The sequence below is a fragment of the Pseudomonas sp. NY15463 genome (genome assembly GCF_048068415.1).
Lineage (GTDB): Bacteria > Pseudomonadota > Gammaproteobacteria > Pseudomonadales > Pseudomonadaceae > Aquipseudomonas > Aquipseudomonas mosselii_C.
In genome coordinates this window covers 13077-30096 of sequence record NZ_JBLUQD010000007.1, presented here as the reverse complement: position 1 = coordinate 30096, position 17020 = coordinate 13077, and the positions used below count along the sequence as shown (strand labels likewise).

15 protein-coding genes are annotated in these 17020 nt (G+C 63.5%); 13 read left to right on the top strand and 2 right to left on the bottom strand.

What is annotated here, in order from left to right:
- The first annotated feature begins 3 nt into the window (after positions 1 to 3).
- A complete protein-coding gene (dnaQ, locus tag ACNFIC_RS18050; protein ID WP_416781549.1) occupies positions 4 to 759 on the top strand; it encodes a DNA polymerase III subunit epsilon in 756 nt (251 codons plus the stop codon).
- A gap of 175 nt (positions 760 to 934) precedes the next feature.
- Here the strand turns inward: dnaQ and ACNFIC_RS18045 are convergent, their stop codons facing one another.
- Positions 935 to 1153, bottom strand: a complete 219-nt coding sequence (locus ACNFIC_RS18045; RefSeq protein ID WP_138220076.1) for a hypothetical protein — start codon at positions 1151 to 1153, stop codon at positions 935 to 937.
- 188 nt (positions 1154 to 1341) lie between these two features.
- On the opposite strand from ACNFIC_RS18045, the gene ACNFIC_RS18040 reads away from it, so the two are divergent.
- The 10 genes from ACNFIC_RS18040 (at position 1342) to ACNFIC_RS17995 (ending at position 15830) form a co-directional block, all read left to right on the top strand.
- Positions 1342 to 1902, top strand: coding sequence for an NADPH-dependent FMN reductase (locus ACNFIC_RS18040; protein WP_138220075.1), 561 nt, complete (start codon positions 1342 to 1344; stop codon positions 1900 to 1902).
- Between the two features lie 160 nt (positions 1903 to 2062).
- The gene (locus ACNFIC_RS18035; RefSeq protein ID WP_138220074.1) at positions 2063 to 3067 is read left to right on the top strand and encodes an AraC family transcriptional regulator; all 1005 of its coding nucleotides are present in this window, start codon (positions 2063 to 2065) and stop codon (positions 3065 to 3067) included.
- Between the two features lie 125 nt (positions 3068 to 3192).
- Complete coding sequence (locus tag ACNFIC_RS18030; RefSeq protein ID WP_416781548.1) at positions 3193 to 7716, top strand: NEL-type E3 ubiquitin ligase domain-containing protein; 4524 nt, start codon at positions 3193 to 3195, stop codon at positions 7714 to 7716.
- Positions 7717 to 7832: 116 nt separating this feature from the next.
- A complete protein-coding gene (locus ACNFIC_RS18025) occupies positions 7833 to 9479 on the top strand; it encodes an AMP-binding protein (RefSeq protein WP_416781547.1) in 1647 nt (548 codons plus the stop codon).
- A gap of 12 nt (positions 9480 to 9491) precedes the next feature.
- Positions 9492 to 10259 carry an SDR family NAD(P)-dependent oxidoreductase gene (locus tag ACNFIC_RS18020; protein ID WP_138220071.1) on the top strand — a complete coding sequence of 256 codons (768 nt, stop codon included), beginning with the start codon at positions 9492 to 9494 and terminating at the stop codon, positions 10257 to 10259.
- A 12-nt stretch (positions 10260 to 10271) separates the two neighbouring features.
- Entirely contained in the window at positions 10272 to 11465 is a 1194-nt protein-coding gene (locus ACNFIC_RS18015; protein WP_138220070.1) for an acetyl-CoA C-acyltransferase, read from the top strand.
- A gap of 9 nt (positions 11466 to 11474) precedes the next feature.
- The gene (locus tag ACNFIC_RS18010; RefSeq protein WP_416781546.1) at positions 11475 to 12602 is read left to right on the top strand and encodes an acyl-CoA dehydrogenase; all 1128 of its coding nucleotides are present in this window, start codon (positions 11475 to 11477) and stop codon (positions 12600 to 12602) included.
- Between the two features lie 13 nt (positions 12603 to 12615).
- The gene (locus tag ACNFIC_RS18005; RefSeq protein WP_138220068.1) at positions 12616 to 13389 is read left to right on the top strand and encodes an enoyl-CoA hydratase; all 774 of its coding nucleotides are present in this window, start codon (positions 12616 to 12618) and stop codon (positions 13387 to 13389) included.
- Positions 13390 to 13676: 287 nt separating this feature from the next.
- Positions 13677 to 14081: a TraR/DksA family transcriptional regulator gene (locus tag ACNFIC_RS18000; protein ID WP_138220067.1), complete on the top strand. Its 405-nt coding sequence runs from the start codon at positions 13677 to 13679 to the stop codon at positions 14079 to 14081.
- Between the two features lie 165 nt (positions 14082 to 14246).
- A complete protein-coding gene (locus ACNFIC_RS17995) occupies positions 14247 to 15830 on the top strand; it encodes a methyl-accepting chemotaxis protein (RefSeq protein WP_416781680.1) in 1584 nt (527 codons plus the stop codon).
- Between the two features lie 9 nt (positions 15831 to 15839).
- On the opposite strand, the gene ACNFIC_RS17990 is transcribed toward ACNFIC_RS17995, so the two are convergent.
- On the bottom strand, positions 15840 to 16025 hold the full coding sequence (locus ACNFIC_RS17990; protein ID WP_138220065.1) for a hypothetical protein: 186 nt from the start codon (positions 16023 to 16025) through the stop codon (positions 15840 to 15842).
- Between the two features lie 315 nt (positions 16026 to 16340).
- Here ACNFIC_RS17990 and ACNFIC_RS17985 point away from each other — a divergent pair, with 315 nt between their 5' ends.
- A complete protein-coding gene (locus tag ACNFIC_RS17985) occupies positions 16341 to 16811 on the top strand; it encodes a hypothetical protein (RefSeq protein ID WP_138220064.1) in 471 nt (156 codons plus the stop codon).
- Entirely contained in the window at positions 16808 to 17017 is a 210-nt protein-coding gene (locus ACNFIC_RS17980; RefSeq protein WP_138220063.1) for a hypothetical protein, read from the top strand. The genes ACNFIC_RS17985 and ACNFIC_RS17980 overlap by 4 nt, the downstream gene beginning before the upstream one ends.
- Positions 17018 to 17020: the final 3 nt, after the last annotated feature.

Genomic DNA, 17020 nt, shown 5'->3' with positions numbered 1-17020 from the left:
GCCGTGGAGCAGCAGCAAGACAAACGCTTCGTCATCCTCGACACCGAAACCACCGGCATGCCGGTGACCGAAGGTCACCGCATCATCGAGATCGGTTGCGTCGAGGTGGTTGGCCGGCGTCTGACCGGGCGGCACTTCCACGTCTACTTGCAGCCCGACCGCGAGAGCGACGAAGGCGCGATCAACGTGCACGGCATCACCGACGCCTTCCTGATCGACAAGCCGCGTTTTGGCGATGTGGCCGAGGAATTCTTCGCGTTCATCCAGGGCGCCACCCTGGTCATCCATAACGCGGCGTTCGACGTCGGCTTCATCAATAATGAGTTCGCCCTGCTGGGGCAGCATGAGCGCGCCGATATCTCGCAGCACTGCGCGATTCTCGACACCCTGATGATGGCGCGTTCGCGCCACCCTGGGCAGCGCAACAGCCTCGATGCCCTGTGCAAACGCTACGGTATCGACAACTCCGGTCGTGAACTGCACGGCGCGTTGCTCGACTCGGAACTGCTGGCCGACGTCTATCTGGCGATGACCGGTGGGCAGACCAGCCTGTCGCTGGCCGGCGAGGGCGCTGCTGGGGAAGACGGGCAGGCCGGCACTGGTAGCGAGATCCGTCGCATCGTTGGACGCGCGCCGGGGCGGGTGATCATGGCGACTGGTGAAGAACTCGACGCGCATGCCGAGCGCCTGGCAGCGGTGGCCAAGTCTGCCGGCGGGCCTTCGATGTGGCAGGCGTTGAGTGAGCCGGCAGCAGGCTGAGTCACCCAGCCCCTCCAGGCGTGGCTAAAGCCGTCTATCCATCCGGCAGTTAGCGATGCAGCCCCACCGATTCTCGATTACCTGTTTTCGCACAGGCCTTCGACGAAGGTTTCCCGGCTTCGTCGCCGACGTGCATGGCCTGCAGCGCGAACGGCAGGCCTACACGGTGACTGCATCAAGGAATACGGATGATTTCGACGCCGGTTTGCGCCAGTTCGAAGCGATCTTCGCCCAGGTGGTTGACCCGGTCACCGATGGCCAGGCGATAGGTGGTGATTGGCGCACCTTGGATGCTGCCATCGGCCTGGAGCGTGGACTCCTGGAATTCGTGTACCGGGTAGATACGGCCTTCGGCGTCGCGGGCGTGGAACTGGCCGACCATTACTGCTGCCATTTTGGGTGGAACCCTCTGAAACGTTTGGGAAATGTCTGAGGTGATAGACCTGCGTTGGCACCGGGAAGTTTTCCGCTGGATGGAAAAAAACCTTGGGGCTGAGCAGGGGTCATCTATAACTACTGGCCTGTGCTGGCGAATCCGCCATCCAGGTCATTTCCCTACCGCAGCAGAGGATGCAAAGTGCCATGAGCCAGGTCTATTCGGTCGCTGTCGTCGTCGGCAGCCTGCGCAAGGACTCCTTGAACCGCAAGGTGGCACGCGCCTTGTCGGAGCTTGCGCCGTCCAGCATCGCCCTGCAGGTCGTCGAAATTGGCGACTTGCCGTTGTACAACGAAGATGTCGAGGCTGAGGCGCTGCCGCAGAGCTGGCAGCGTTTTCGCGACGAAATTCGGCGCAGCGATGCGGTGTTGTTCGTCACCCCGGAGTACAACCGCTCGGTGCCGGGCTGCCTGAAGAACGCCATCGATGTGGGATCGCGCCCCTATGGACAGAGCGCCTGGAGCGGCAAGCCGACGGCGGTGGTGAGCGTGTCTCCAGGGGCGATTGGCGGGTTTGGCGCCAATCACGCGGTTCGCCAGTCGCTGGTGTTTCTCGACATGCCCTGCATGCAAATGCCTGAGGCCTACATCGGTGGAGCGGCGGCCTTGTTCGACGAGTCAGGCCAGCTGAATGAAAAGACCCGGCCGTTCTTGCAGGCTTTCATCGACAAGTTCGCCTCGTGGGTGAAGCTCAACCGTTCGGTCTGAGGGCCTGCGCAGGCTAACGCGTGCCCGCAGCCTCGCCTGTCGGTGCGCTCGGCCTGCGAAAACTTTGCCTGATCAAGACGTTCCTTGGCTTGGCCGCGCTGGCCTGATGGGCCTAACATGCGGCCTTGCCGCCTGCGCCTGAACCCGCCAAGGACCGTCGATGAGCGAGAAAGACACCATCTCCATGCAACTGGTGCGCGAGGCGCTGTTGCAGACCTGCCCAGCCGGCGAGCCGGACGCCAGCCTGCTGGCCAGCGCCGGGATTGATGCGCAGCAGCTCGATCTTGCGGCGGCGCGGGTCAGTGCCAAGTCTTACGCACGCCTGTGGCGGCTGCTGGCGCGGCGCTGCGATGACGAGTTTTTCGGCATGGACCCGCGAGGTTTGCGCAGCGGCAGCTTGGCGTTCCTGTGCCGCGCGGCGATGGCCCAGCCGACCCTGGGCGATGGGCTACAGGCGGTGCTGGATTTTCTCGGGTTGATGCTTCAGGACCTGCGGCCGGGCCTGGTGCGTCAGCAGAGCCTGGCGGAAATCATCATTGACGAGCCGCGCGCTGCGCCGCGACGGGCCTTCACCTATTTCACCTTCTGGATGATCGTGCATGGTGTGACGTGTTGGTTGGCCGGGCGACGCATCCCGATCCTGACCATCGACCTGCGCTGCGCCGAGCCGCCGTTCTGCGATGACTACCGTGTGATGTTCTCCGAGAGCCTGCAGTTCGAGCGGCCACGCACGCGCATGATCATCCCCGCTGACTGCCTGGATGTGCCCTTACGGCGCAGCAACGAGGAGTTGCAGCGTTTCCTTGCCGAGGCTCCGGGCAACATTCTGGTGAAGTACCGTGATCCGGCCAGTCTCGCCCGGCGTATCCGTACCGACTTGCTGGCCCAGGCACCAGCGCTGTGGCCCGATGCCCAAGCCGTGGCTTGCCAATTGTGCCTGTCGCTGTCGACCTTGCGCCGGCGCCTGGCCGAGGAAGGCCAGACCTACCAGGGCATCAAGGACAGCGTGCGTCGCGAGCTGGCGATTGCCTGGTTGGCCGATGCCGAGCCGAGCCTGGCCGACATCGCCCAGCGGCTGGGGTTTGCCGACAGCAGTTCGTTTTACAAGGCGTTTCGCAAATGGTTCGGCTGCAATCCGGGGCACTATCGCAACCTGATGATTTAGCGCCTTGCCCAGGACACGGCCACAGGTGAACCGCATATTGCCGCGGACGCCTGTACGTTTTCCCTCTGCCTCGCAAGCGCTCGGCGCCTGAAGCTCGCGGTTTTGAGCCCAGCGAGGTGCTTGTCATGCCGTCCGAAGTTGTTCCGTCTTCCGTGCCCGCCAAGATCGAACGCGCTACCGATGCGTTCATCGGGGCTCGCCTTGCGCAATGGCTGGTCCAAGCGTCGCCGGGCCAGATCAATACCTTGCGTGACCGCTTCAAGGCCCACCGCGACAGCGAGCAACGATTGCGCGAGGCGACCGTTGACTTGCTGTCCGTGCAGCACTTCGCCGAGCAGCAGTTCGACGCGCTGCTGACTGAGCGGTTGGCGCCAGGGGTAAACGTCAAGCACCTCGAATGGCTGGAGATCACCCCTGAGTTCGGGCGATACCTGGGCAGCGGCTGGCCATACGTCGTGCCGCGTTATACCCGCAAGCCGGGCCTGTTGACGCTGATGCAGAACTTTCATGAGGGGGCATCGTTCTATGAGGGCTCGGGCTTAGTGATGCCAGGCACCAACCGGGTAGTCTCGGGCGATACCACGACCCTGGTTAGGGCTTGCCGCGAGCGCGATATCGGTGCTTTGTACCAGGGGTTGCTGACACGTACCTTCACCCCGGCGACCGAAGCGCTGCTCAGCGACAATAAGCGTGCGGGCCTTCGGCTTGCGGTGGAGGTTGCGACCTTGCAAGGGCTGCTCGATGCCCACGAGCAACTCGCCCTGAGGGCCGTGGCAAATGGCAGTGACGACCTGTTGACGACTTACTTGCAGGCCTCACCGGCGCTGTTGACGATACTCGGCCAAACGGTGGCTGACGCAGTGGTGCTGCGACTGCGTGACAATCAAGGGCAGGGCGCTGGCGTCATACTCTATCTGCCCAGCGATCCACAGCGGGCGCTGCGCAAGTTCAGCTCGTGGGAGGTGATGGCCAGCGAACTGCTCGATGACCTCAAGCGCCCTGAGTATCGTAGCTACTTCAGTCAGTTGATCGGTCTGGGTGAACGCCCTGCCTGGTTGGGCACACTGGCGCTGCGCTTGAAGGACAGTTCGCCAGACCTGCAATTGCAGGCCCACGAAGTTGCCTCGGACATCTTTACGCGGCTTGTAGCCGTGCAAGTCAGCCACGCCAAGGAGAATGCGCGGTTGTTGCTGGTGCCCACGGCCGATGCTGATCGTGCTGCGGCACGCGCACGCCTGGAGGCTTGGAAAAGCGTGGGCATGAGCCTGGCCAATCTGGCCGGGCTGTTCATTCCTGTGGTCGGAGAGCTGCTACTGGGCCAGTTCGTCGTGCAGACACTCTCGCAGGTCTACGAAGGTGCGGTGGATTGGCACCGTGGGCACCAGCACGAGGCGCTCGAACACATGCTCGGCGTGGCCGAAAGCCTGGCGGTTGCTGCGGCGGTAGCTGGTGGCGCGAGTATCGTCGCCAAGGGGTTCGCCCGCAGTGCCTTCGTCGATGCGCTGGAACCTGTGCAAACGGCGGCTTCGCAGCAGCGACTGTGGGCGCCTGATCTGCGCCAATACGCCAGTGAGCCAGAGGACGCCACGTTGCAAGCTGACGGCCTTTACGGACAGGGGCCGCGACGCTGGATCAAGGTGGGTGGGCATTTCCATGAAGTTCATCGTCCCGATCCGCTGGGGCCGTGGCGCTTGCGGCATCCGCGCGGCGATGATGCGTTCGGACCGGTGTTGTGCAGCAATGGCGAGCGTGGCTGGTGGTTGCGCGGCGAGCGACCGCTGGAGTGGAATGACAGCGCTCGACTGCTCGACACCCTATGGCCTCACCAGCCTGCACTACAGGCCGCGCGGGCGGAGCAGATCATGCAGGTGGCTGGCATCGACCAGGACGAATTACGCGGGCTGCTGGTCGAGCAACGACCGGTTCCGGTCAACCTGCGCTACACCGTGCGGCGTTTCGCGGCTGACCAGCGCATCGACGCGTTTTTTGCCGGGCTGCACGACACTGCGCTGATCACCGATGACCTCGAACGTACGACTACGGCCAGCGGCGACCGGCAGATCCTCGATTGGTGTCTGGCCCGGCCTGCTGTTCAAGGCCTGCGAGGGCCCGCGCTACAGCAGGCATTGATCGATGATGAACCGATGCTCAGGGGCGAGCTGCTTGAACACCTGACGGCGGTGGCGTCGTCCGACGAGCCGCTGTTCGTGTTGCTCAAGCGCGACTTTCAAGGCTTGCCGGATGATTACGTGTTGAATGTGGTCGAACGCGCCGATGCGGTTCAGCTGGCGGTGGCGCGGGTCGAGGCGCGTGTGCCGCTGCCGCTCGCACAGCAGGCCCGCACGCTGTTGCAGATGGCTAGGCTCAACCGGGCACTGGAAGGCCTCTATCTCAGTAGCTCCAACAGCGATGAAACCGGCGAGCTGGTGCTGTCGCTCCTTGGGCGCGTGCCGAATTGGCCCAGTGCGGTGAGTATTGAGTTGCGTCAAGGTTCGGACAGCGGACGACTGATTACTCGGACCGATCCCCAGGGCGATCCTCGCACGCTGACGACGCTGGTCCTCAAGCACGGGCGCTACTGGCTGTACGACAATCGGGGGGTCGAGCTTGAGGTTCTGGTCGAGGAACCTGCCGGATTGTTCGAGGCCATCGTCGCGCTGTTGTCGCCGCAGCAGTTGCAGCGCATGGGCATCAGCACCGAAGGTGCCGCCGCTCAGTTGCGCCTGAAGGTGCTCGAACAGGTCCCGGCGCAGCGGACGCGGCTTCTGCAAGTCATGGGCTGGCGTGCGCAGCAGCCGTGGTTCAATCCGGGTCAGCGCCTGCCCGACGGGCGCGTAGGTTACCTCCTAAGTGGCCGCGGGCAGGGGCCTGCCAACGCCCGTGAAACCTTGCGCACGCGCGTTCGCAGCTTGTACCCCGGCTTTTCCGATACCCAAGTCGAGGACTACTTGAACCTGCTTCTCAGACGCCCGGGTGAGGCGTTCGACATCTTGCTTGAGCAAGAGGAGAACTATGTACGACTAGACCGCAGCCTCAACCGCTGGGAGCAGGCGCACACCCAACCCGCGACCCGCAGTGCCTGTGCGCAGGTCGCCGCGCGTCTGCGTCAAGCGTGGCGCTTGCAGGGCGAGCGTGTGGTGAATGCCCAGGGCGCCATCGAAGGTATGCGCCTGGACTTGAGCGGCTTACCGGTACAGGACTTACCCGCCGTGCCCCATGACACCGACTTCGGACACGTTACCGTGTTGGTGATGGCCAACATGCGCTTGGAGCAGGTGCCCGCTGACTTCCTGCGGGCGTTCTCTGGCCTGCGCCGGCTGAACCTGGTCAGCAACCGCCTGACCCAGGTGCCCGAAGGTATCGCGTACCTCACCGAGCTGCGCACAGTGCGCCTGAGTCACAACCAGATTCGTATGAGCCATGCCGGTTTCGCCAGGCTGACGGGGTTGCCGAGGCTCGTCGACCTCGACCTGAGCTACAACCCGCTGGGTAGGTTGCAACTGCGCTTCAACCACCTGCCGTTGTTGGCGAGCCTGAGCCTGCGTCATTGCCGACTGAGCGAGTGGCCTGGCGGCCTCGAGCTGCTGGGTAATCTGCAGAGCTGTGATCTGCGTGACAACCAGCTCACCGATATCCCACAAGACATCCTGCGCATGCCGCTGTATTACCGGCAGGCACTGTTGGTCCAACGCAATCCGATACCGGCACAGGCCCTTGTGAACCTGCATATGCTTGAAGTTCACTCGATGCAGCACGAGGGTGTGGGTGAAGGGAGTCTGGGGGGCGATTATGCCGACGCCAGGCGGGTATGGCTGGACAGGATGCCGGACACTCAACAGGATGTGCTCGCCCAACGCTGGGACACGCTCGTGGCGTTGCCGCACAGCAGTGCGGTATTCGACGTCCTGCGAGAGCTGCCGCGTACGGCAGACTTTCGTTCGGGCCAGGCGTACATGACCGATCACGTGTGGACGCTGTTGCACACTTTGGAAAGCGACAGCGAACTGCGTGATCAGGTGTTCACCGTTGCCAGCCAGCCTTTGACCTGTGAAGACAGTGTCATCGACCGCTTCGCGGCCCTGCAGGTGCAGGTCAGGGTCGCTGTGGCCGAGCGTGAGGGCAGCCTGCATGAACGCCGTGCGCAATTGCTCGAACTCGGGCGCGGGCTGTTCCGCCTGGAGCGCTTGGAGCAGTATGCGCGTGAGGATATCCGCGCCCGTGCGCTGCAAGAGCGCGGCGTCGATGAAATCGAAGTGAGCTTGTTCTACCGCGTGCACCTGGCCGATCAGCTCGAACTGCCTTTTCAGCCACGCAGCATGCGCTTCGGTGACGTTGCGCGGGTGTCCCCGGCGCAGTTGCAGGACGCCAGGCGCGCCGTACTGGCGGCGCAGACACCGCAGGCACTGGCCGAAAGCCTGGCCGCCCGGCTGTTCTGGCAACGCTATCTGCGTGAGCGGCATGCGGCGCTGTTCGGTGAAGTGGAGCTGTCGTTCGATCAGCGCGGCACGGCACTCGACGAGCAAGAAGAGACGTTGACCAGCGAGCAGTACGTGCAGCGCTGGGATGCGCTTCGGGTGGAGCGCCAGGCCGCGATGAACGCATTGAGCGTGCGACTGACCTTGGAGGTGCTGGCCGAAGAGCAGGGCTGACCGGGCAAAACCAGTCATCCAGATTGACAGCTTTGGCCATTGCCGGGCTCGCCAGGCGGCGCGAACATCTTCAGACCGATGGTGCACTCCAACAATAAGAAGCTAGGAGTCTGACGATGCGCGATTACGCCGGGGCGGCCCGTTCGTTCAATTACGCCGAGGCCGCCGCAGCGGCCCTGCACGGTAGCTTGCAGGCCCTCAACGCCTGTGTCGAATGCTGCGACCGGCATGTCGGTCGCGGCAAGCTGGCGTTGATCCATGAAGACCGCGACGGTAACGGTGGGCGCTACAGTTTCGATCAGTTGCAAGCCCAGGCCGCGCGCTTTGCCAACGTGCTCAGGGCGCAGGGTGTCGGCGTCGGCGACCGGGTTGCCGGCCTGTTACCTCGCACCCCCGAGTTGCTGGTCACCCTTCTGGCTACCTGGCGCTTGGGCGCCGTCTACCAGCCACTGTTTACCGCGTTCGGGCCGAAGGCCATCGAACACCGTCTGGAGCAGTCCGGTGCGCGTGTACTGGTTACTGACCGCACCAACCGTGCAAAACTCACCCAGCTGCCCCAGTGCCCGACGCTCATTACGGTCGGCGCCGCGTCCGGTGAGCTGGACTTTCATGCGTTGCTGCAGGCCGCTGAAAGTGCCTGCGAGCCGGTAATGCGAACGGGTGATGACCCATTCCTGCTGATGTTCACCTCTGGCACCACCGGCCCGGCCAAACCGCTGGAGGTGCCGCTTCGGGCAATCATCGCGTTCCAGGGCTATATGCGCGATGCCATCGATTTACGCCCCGACGACCGTTTCTGGAACCTGGCCGATCCCGGCTGGGCCTATGGCCTGTACTACGCGGTGATCGGACCGTTGTCCATGGGGCATGCCACGACGTTCTACGACGGGCCGTTCAGTGTCGAGAGCTGCGCGCGGATCATCGATAAATTGGCGATCAACAACCTGGCCGGGTCTCCCACCGCCTACCGCTTGCTGATCGCGGCCGGGGATGCCTTCGCGGCGCCGGTAAAAGGCCGCTTGAGGGTGCTGAGCAGCGCAGGCGAGCCGCTCAATCCCGAGGTTATTCGCTGGTTCGCCGAAGCGCTTGGCGTGACCATCCATGACCACTATGGCCAGACCGAACTGGGCATGGTGCTGTGCAATCACCATGCGCTGGCGCATCCGGTGCGTCCAGGCTCAGCCGGTTTCGCTATCCCTGGTCATCGCATCGTCGTGGTCGACGAGCAGGGTCGCGAGCTACCGGCTGGGCAGCCGGGCATCCTGGCCGTTGACCGCGAGCAGTCGCCACTGTGTTGGTTCGGTGGCTATCAGGGTGTATCGACCAAGGCGTTCGTGGGCAAATACTACTTGTCCGGCGACACCGTCGAGCTGAACGCGGACGGCAGCATCAGTTTCGTGGGACGTAGCGACGATGTGATCACCACCTCCGGCTACCGTGTGGGGCCGTTCGATGTGGAAAGCGCATTGATCGAGCACCCGGCGGTGATCGAAGCCGCCGTGATCGGCAAGCCCGACCCGGAGCGCACCGAGCTGATCAAGGCGTTCGTGGTGCTGGCCCAGGGTGTGGAGGGCGATCCGACACTTGCCGACGCGCTGCGTCAGCACGTGCGCCAACGTCTGTACGCCCACGCTTACCCGCGTGAAATCGAATTTGTCAGCGAACTGCCCAAGACCCCCAGCGGCAAGCTGCAGCGCTTTATCCTGCGCAACCAGGAAATTGCCCGACAACAAGCCGCGCAGCCGACTGCTGCGGGCGCCTGAAGGAAGACTCCCATGCACATCACCGAAAAACACTTCATCGTCAGTGGCGGCGCGTCAGGTCTGGGCGCGGCCACTGCGCAGATGCTCATCGAAGCCGGTGCCAAGGTCATGCTGGTAGACCTGAACGCCGACGCGGTCCAGGCCAAGGCTGCTGAACTGGGTGGCAATGCCCACTTCGCGGTGGCGGACATCAGTGACGAGCAAGCCGCACAGACAGCGGTTGATGCCGCCGTCAGTACCTTCGGCAGCCTACATGGGTTGGTCAACTGCGCCGGCATTGTCGGTGCCGAAAAAGTCCTGGGCAAGCACGGCCCGCATGGGCTAGCCAGCTTCGCCAAGGTGATCAACGTCAACCTGGTGGGCAGCTTCAACCTGCTGCGCCTGGCCGCCGCCGCCATCGCAGAAGGACAGCCTGATGCAGGCGGCGAGCGCGGGGTAATCATCAACACGGCCTCGATCGCCGCCTACGACGGTCAGATCGGCCAGGCCGCCTACGCCGCTTCCAAGGGGGCTATCGCCAGCCTGACCCTGCCGGTCGCAAGGGAACTGGCGCGTTTCGGCATCCGTGTGATGACCATCGCGCCCGGTATCTTCGAGACGCCGATGATGGCCGGCATGACCGACGAGGTGCGTGCCTCGCTGTCCGCTGGCGTGCCATTCCCACCTCGGCTGGGTCGCCCGCAGGAGTATGCGGCACTGGCCCGTCACATTATCGAGAACAGCATGCTCAACGGCGAAGTCATTCGCCTCGACGGCGCGCTGCGCATGGCTGCCAAGTAAGGAGTTCGCCACATGACTCTCACCCACGACCCCATCGTCATCGTCAGCGCGGTACGCACGCCCATGGGCGGCTTGCAGGGCGATCTCAAGAGCCTGACCGCGCCGCAGTTGGGCAGCGCAGCAATCCGCGCTGCGGTCGAGCGTGCCGGCATCGATGCCGCCAGCGTCGACCAGGTGCTGTTCGGCTGCGTACTGCCGGCAGGGCAGGGCCAGGCACCGGCGCGCCAGGCAGCACTCGGCGCCGGGCTTGGCAAGCACACCACCTGCACCACCCTCAACAAAATGTGCGGCTCGGGGATGCAGGCGGCAATCATGGCTCACGATCAGTTGCTGGTCGGCAGCGCCGAGGTGATCGTCGCCGGCGGCATGGAAAGCATGAGCAACGCGCCGTACCTGCTGGACAAGGCCCGTGGTGGCTATCGCATGGGCCACGGCAAGATCATCGACCATATGTTCATGGATGGCCTGGAAGATGCTTACGACAAAGGCCGGCTGATGGGCACCTTCGCCGAAGACTGCGCGCAGCAGCGCGGCTTCAGCCGCGAGGCCCAGGACGCTTTCGCCATTGCCTCCCTGACCCGTGCCCAGCAAGCGATCGCCAGCGGTCGTTTCGCTGCCGAGATCGTTCCGGTGGAGGTCACCGAGGGCAAGCAGAGTCGCCTCGTCAGTGATGACGAGCAGCCACCCAAGGCACGCCTGGACAAGATCGCGCAACTCAGGCCGGCGTTTCGTGAAGGCGGTACGGTCACTGCTGCCAACGCCAGCTCGATCTCCGATGGCGCCGCCGCCCTGGTGCTGATGCGCCGCAGCGAAGCGCAAAAGCGCGGGCTTACGCCCTTGGCGGTGATCCACGGACATGCCGCGTTTGCCGACACTCCGGCATTGTTCCCCACCGCGCCAATCGGGGCGATCGACAAGCTGATGCAGCGCACGGGTTGGAACCTGGGCGAGGTCGACTTGTTCGAGATCAACGAAGCGTTCGCGGTGGTCACCCTGGCGACCATGCAGCAGCTCGACCTGCCCCATGACAAGGTCAACATCCACGGCGGCGCCTGTGCCCTGGGTCACCCGATTGGCGCCTCGGGTGCGCGCATTCTGGTGACCCTGCTGTCGGCACTGCGCCAGAACAACTTGCGCCGTGGCGTGGCCGCCATCTGCATTGGCGGTGGCGAGGCCACGGCCATGGCGCTCGAATGCGTGTATTGAGGTGGAACCATGCTGGTAACTGATGAGCAACAACAGATCGCCGATGCCGTGCGCGATTTTGCCCAAGAGCGCCTGAAACCCTTCGCCGAACAGTGGGACAAGGAACACCGCTTTCCCAAGCAGGCCATCGCAGAAATGGCCGCGCTGGGGCTGTTCGGTATGCTGGTGCCTGAGGCTTACGGGGGCAGTGATACCGGTTACGTGGCCTATGCGATGGCCCTCGAAGAGATCGCCGCCGGTGACGGCGCCTGCTCGACCATCATGAGCGTGCACAACTCGGTAGGTTGCGTACCGATCCTCAAGTTCGGCAACGAGGCGCAAAAGCAGCAGTTTCTTGCGCCGCTGGCCAGCGGCGCGATGCTCGGCGCGTTTGCCCTCACCGAGCCCCAGGCCGGCTCCGACGCCAGCAGCCTGAAGACCCGCGCACGCCTTGACGGCGATCATTATGTGCTCAATGGCAGCAAGCAGTTCATCACCTCCGGTCAGAACGCCGGGGTGGTGATCGTCTTTGCCGTCACCGATCCTGACGCCGGCAAGCGTGGCATCAGCGCGTTCATCGTGCCGACCGACTCTCCCGGCTATCAGGTCGCGCGGGTCGAGGACAAGCTCGGCCAGCATGCCTCCGACACCTGCCAAATCGTCTTCGACAATGTGCGCGTGCCGGTGGCCAACCGCCTGGGCGAGGAAGGGCAGGGTTACAAGATTGCCCTGGCCAACCTTGAGGGTGGGCGTATCGGCATCGCATCGCAGGCAGTGGGCATGGCCCGTGCGGCATTCGAGGTTGCTCGCGACTACGCCCAAGAGCGCCAGAGTTTCGGTAAGGTGTTGATCGAGCACCAGGCGGTGGCCTTCCGTCTGGCCGATATGGCTACTCGCATCGCCGTGGCCCGGCAGATGGTGCTGCATGCTGCGGCACTGCGCGACGCAGGGCGTCCAGCCTTGGTAGAGGCTTCGATGGCTAAGCTGTTTGCCTCGGAAATGGCCGAAAAGGTCTGTTCGGATGCCTTGCAGACCCTTGGGGGTTATGGCTATCTGAGCGACTTCCCGTTGGCTCGCATCTATCGCGACGTGCGGGTTTGCCAGATTTACGAAGGCACCAGCGATATTCAGCGCATGGTTATTGCGCGCAACCTTTGAAGGAGCAGCCTGCATGGCATTCGAAAGCATCCTGTTGGACATTCACGGCAAGGTCGGTTTGATCACGCTCAACCGCCCCCAGGCGCTCAATGCCCTGAATGCGCAGATCGTGCGCGAGATCAACCTGGCCCTGGATCAGCTCGAACGTGATCCAAACATCGGTTGCGTTGTGCTGACTGGCTCGGCCAAAGCGTTCGCCGCCGGTGCCGACATCAAGGAAATGGCCGAGCTGCAATACCCGCAGATCTACGTCGACGACCTGTTCAGCGACGCCGACCGCATCGCCAACCGGCGCAAGCCGATCATTGCCGCCGTGGCAGGTTTCGCCTTGGGCGGTGGCTGTGAGCTGGCGATGATGTGCGACTTCATTCTCGCCGCCGACAACGCCAAGTTCGGCCAACCGGAGATCAACCTTGGCGTACTGCCGGGCATGGGCGGCACCCAACGGCTGACCCGTGCGGTGGGCAAGGCCAAAGCCATGGAGTTATGCCTAAGCGGCCGTTTGATGGGCGCCGAGGAGGCCGAGCGCTCCGGCCTGGTGGCCCGCGTGGTGCCGCAGGCCGATTTGCTGGAGGAGGCGCTGAAGGTGGCCGCGAGCATCGCGAGCAAGTCGATCCCGGTCAGCATGATGGTCAAGGAGAGCGTCAACCGTGCCTTTGAAGTCACCCTGAGCGAGGGGGTGCGCTTCGAGCGGCGAGTGTTCCACGCCGCGTTCGCCACCGAAGACCAGAAAGAAGGCATGGCGGCCTTCATTGCCAAGCGCGAAGCGCAATTCAAGGATCGTTGAAGGGCCACGTCGGCTATGCCGACGGCCCACAGCAGACCCCTGGCCGCAGGGCGCTGTGCGCCTGCGGCACCCTCCTTGGGCTGCTGCACCCGCTCGACCAGCGAGCAGATTCCTAGCTATTTCGGTCAAATCGACCTTCATTTCTGTTGCCCGTCGCGGCTTGGCACCTTAGACTTCGGCCCCCTGTAAAAGAGTGCCGGTTGGCGCTTGACGTATTCCGCTGCTGGCGAGTGAATCGACGGCGGCACCTGAATCGCCCCAATGCACATTTTTTCATAGAGAAATCGATGACCAAGGAACAGTTGCTGGCCATGTCGGCCGATGACTACATGAACGCCGAGCAGCTCGCGTTCTTCACCGCGCTGCTGCAAGCGATGAAAGTCGAGACGCATGAGCGCATCGAACTCAACCGCACAGCCATCGAAGGCCTGGATACCCCGTCGGATCCGGCTGACGTCGCCTCGGTCGAGGAAGAGCGCACTTGGCTGGTCAATGCCATCGACCGCGATCAGCGCCTGCTGCCGCAACTGGAGATGGCTCTGGACCGTATCGGTGACGAAAGCTTCGGCTGGTGCGACGACAGCGGTGAGCCGATTGGCCTGAAGCGCCTGCTGATCAGCCCGACTACCAAGTACTGCATCGAAGCCCAGGAGCGCCACGAGCAACTCGACCGCCACCAGCGGCAAGTCTGACTCGGCACCCCTTGCGAAGGCCCCATGGAGCGATCCCTGGGGCCTTCGTGCTTTATTGCCTTGCATCAAGCGACGGCGTCGTCCATCCAGTCAGCTATGGATAGTGGCTTTATAGTGGCGTTTAATGGCGTCACAATAACGACACACAGATGGATGATCACGATGATGCGAGAAGGAACTCTGCCGCCTGTCGAATTCGCCCAGCCGGCGCGTGGCGTTGCCCTGCTGCAGGGCCTGGCACTGTGCGCGCTGCTCTGCCTGACGGCGCTCGTCGAGCAGGCACTGTACCTGGCTGTCCCCCTGGCGTTGATCGTGCTGTGGTTGCCCCGGTGGCGAAAGACGCCTGCGTCTGCGGCGCAGGTCGAGGTTGCCGGACACGACGACCTGATCCGCCAGTTGGCTCGGGGTACCAGCCACAATGCCCTGTCGGCCGCCGCCGTGGCGCACGCTGCTCAGCAATTGGCCGCCCGGGTGCAGTCGCAGTTGGGGGCGGCCCAGGAGATCGTCGGCAGCGCCGAGGCCATGATCACCACCGAGAAAGCCAGTGCTCAACTCAGCCAGCAGGCGCTGGTCGCAGCGCGTTCGGCCCACGGCAGCAGCCTGACCGGAAGCGCAGTGCTGGGCGAGTCGATCCAGCGCATGCACCAACTTAGCCAGCGTGCCACGGCCAGCCGAGAGCTGATCGAGGCCCTGCACCAGCGCAGTGAGGATATCGCCCGGGTCACCTTGGTGATCCAGGCGATCGCCAGTCAGACCAACCTGCTGGCCCTTAACGCGGCCATCGAGGCCGCGCGTGCGGGCGAGCATGGCCGGGGTTTTGCCGTCGTCGCTGACGAGGTGAGGGGCTTGGCTGGGCGCACTGCCAGCGCTACCGAAGAGGTGGGGCAGATGGTCGCGGATATTCAGACGCGCACCGCGCAGGTCGTGGCGCAGATCCGTGAACTGGCGGACGACCTGGGCAGTGGTGTCGAGCAGGTAGAGCATACGGGCGGCCAGCTGACGCAGATCGCCGAGCTGGTCGCCTCGGTCGAGTGTCAGGTCAGCGAGATTGCCGGCGGCACCGAAACCAATCGTGACCAACTCGATACGTTGTTTCAGGCGGTGGCTCAGGTGCGCGGCGACCTGGCGGTGAGCGAACAGCAGACCCAGCGGCTGGCCAAGGCTGCCGTGCAAATGGAAGGACAGGTGGAGCGCCTCAGCGAACGCTTGGCCGAGGTTGGCCTGGATGCCTATCACCAGCGTGTGTTCGAGCTGGCCCAGGCCGGTGCCCGGCAGATCGGCGAACGCTTCGAAGCTGACATCGAGCAGGGCGTCGTGAGTTTGGCGGATCTGTTCGATCGTCAGTACCGCCCCATTCCCCAGATGCAGCCGCCGCGCTTCACGACGCGTTTCGATCGCTATACCGATGGGGTGTTACCGGACATTCAGGAGCCGTTGCTGCAGCAGCATGAGGGGCTGGTGTATGCCATTGCCTGCACGCCGCAGGGTTATGTGCCGACCCACAACAATGCGTTCAACCAACCGCTGACCGGGGAGCTGCAGCACGACACGGCCTACAATCGCAGCAAGCGCTGTTTCGACGACCGTACCGGCATTCGCTGTGGTAGCCATCAGCAGCGGGTGTTGTTGCAGACCTACACTCGCGATACTGGGGAACTGATGCACGATCTGTCGGTGCCGATCTTCGTCCAGGGCCAGCACTGGGGCGGCCTGCGTCTGGGCTATCGCCCCGAGCCTGGATTGGACTGAAGGGCGCGATCAGCGCTCCAATTGGCGGGCCAATGCGCAGGCATCGACGTGATGTCTGCGAAAACCTTTGACCCGGCCGGTGATGCGGTCGGTGATGTGATAGAAGGCGACTCCGGCGGGGACAACGGTAAAACGAGGCGCGCGAGCGCAGGAAATGCTCCGCGCCTCTCGACGGGTTTCGGTGTTTTCGTGCATATTCATCTCCCTGTAATGCGTATCTGAAGATCGCGGCCCCGTTCTGTCGACGGAGCTGAGGTTGTCTGCCGCTTTTTTCCTGGCGTTTGGCCGTCAGGCATTACGTATCCTTGTTACCGAATCCTGTCGAAGCGTACCGCGTGCACTGGGGAGATGGACGGGAGAAGTACTTCCGGGTTGTCCCCTGGGTCGTATCGCATGGATGCTCCGTCGGCAGGTCCCGGGGCCTACCCGGCTTTGAATTGAAGTGACGACCACCTTGCGCGATCAGGCGCAGGACGGTGGCCGGTTGCAATTGATGTGAGGAGCTTTTCATTGGCAGTCAGTACTCTCGACACACATGCCCTGTTCGCCTTGGGCGACCTGCGCGCCAAGTTGGTCAAGTTGTTCCAGGGGCGTTTCGTCTACGTCACCGAGCAGAATCCCGACGGCCTTTACATGGCCGAAATCGACACCGATGAGGCGATGGTGGTCGATGATAAGCAACGTCTGGAGCTGAAAGTGGGCGACCACTTCCGCGCCGCCGTGTTGCCCAGCCGCGAAGGTGGGAAACTGGAGCTGCGTTTTCGCGATATCAAGTTCAATGTCTACGGCCAGGGCGACTACGCGTTTGTATCTGTCGCGGAAGGTGACGGCATCGTGTTCCGCGAAGGGCAGGGTGTGATGCTGGTGTTCGCAGCGCAGCAGCAAGTGCCGGAAGGTCTGGGCAAACTGCTCAAGGCCGTCACGGGCAAGGTCGCGAAATGGCGCAAGGGTGAGCTGACTACGTTCAAGGCCAGCGAATGAGTGCGCCTTCGCTGGCGCATTCGCGGGCCGCATTTCACCGCGAGCATCAGGCCGCGGCCCGCGAGTTGGCCCAGTACTTGTTGTCGCGCCGTGAAGCGCTGCAGGGCGGGTGGTTGACCTGGGTGGCTGGGCAGCTCTATGCGCTCAGCCCTGCGCCGTTCGCGGCGATGGTGCGCCGTGAACTGGAGCAGTTGAACCAGGGCTGAGCA

Excerpts from the sequence above, each read along its gene's own strand:
- ACNFIC_RS18030 (WP_416781548.1), top strand. The coding sequence starts at position 3,193 with ATGCCGTCCGAAGTTGTTCCGTCTTCCGTGCCCGCCAAGATCGAACGC.
- ACNFIC_RS18035 (WP_138220074.1), top strand. The coding sequence starts at position 2,063 with ATGAGCGAGAAAGACACCATCTCCATGCAACTGGTGCGCGAGGCGCTG.
- ACNFIC_RS18015 (WP_138220070.1), top strand. The coding sequence starts at position 10,272 with ATGACTCTCACCCACGACCCCATCGTCATCGTCAGCGCGGTACGCACG.
- ACNFIC_RS17990 (WP_138220065.1), bottom strand. The coding sequence starts at position 16,025 with ATGCACGAAAACACCGAAACCCGTCGAGAGGCGCGGAGCATTTCCTGC.
- ACNFIC_RS18005 (WP_138220068.1), top strand. The coding sequence starts at position 12,616 with ATGGCATTCGAAAGCATCCTGTTGGACATTCACGGCAAGGTCGGTTTG.
- ACNFIC_RS18010 (WP_416781546.1), top strand. The coding sequence starts at position 11,475 with ATGCTGGTAACTGATGAGCAACAACAGATCGCCGATGCCGTGCGCGAT.
- ACNFIC_RS17980 (WP_138220063.1), top strand. The coding sequence starts at position 16,808 with ATGAGTGCGCCTTCGCTGGCGCATTCGCGGGCCGCATTTCACCGCGAG.
- ACNFIC_RS18045 (WP_138220076.1), bottom strand. The coding sequence starts at position 1,153 with ATGGCAGCAGTAATGGTCGGCCAGTTCCACGCCCGCGACGCCGAAGGC.
- ACNFIC_RS17995 (WP_416781680.1), top strand. The coding sequence starts at position 14,247 with ATGCGAGAAGGAACTCTGCCGCCTGTCGAATTCGCCCAGCCGGCGCGT.
- ACNFIC_RS18000 (WP_138220067.1), top strand. The coding sequence starts at position 13,677 with ATGACCAAGGAACAGTTGCTGGCCATGTCGGCCGATGACTACATGAAC.
- ACNFIC_RS18040 (WP_138220075.1), top strand. The coding sequence starts at position 1,342 with ATGAGCCAGGTCTATTCGGTCGCTGTCGTCGTCGGCAGCCTGCGCAAG.
- ACNFIC_RS18025 (WP_416781547.1), top strand. The coding sequence starts at position 7,833 with ATGCGCGATTACGCCGGGGCGGCCCGTTCGTTCAATTACGCCGAGGCC.
- ACNFIC_RS18020 (WP_138220071.1), top strand. The coding sequence starts at position 9,492 with ATGCACATCACCGAAAAACACTTCATCGTCAGTGGCGGCGCGTCAGGT.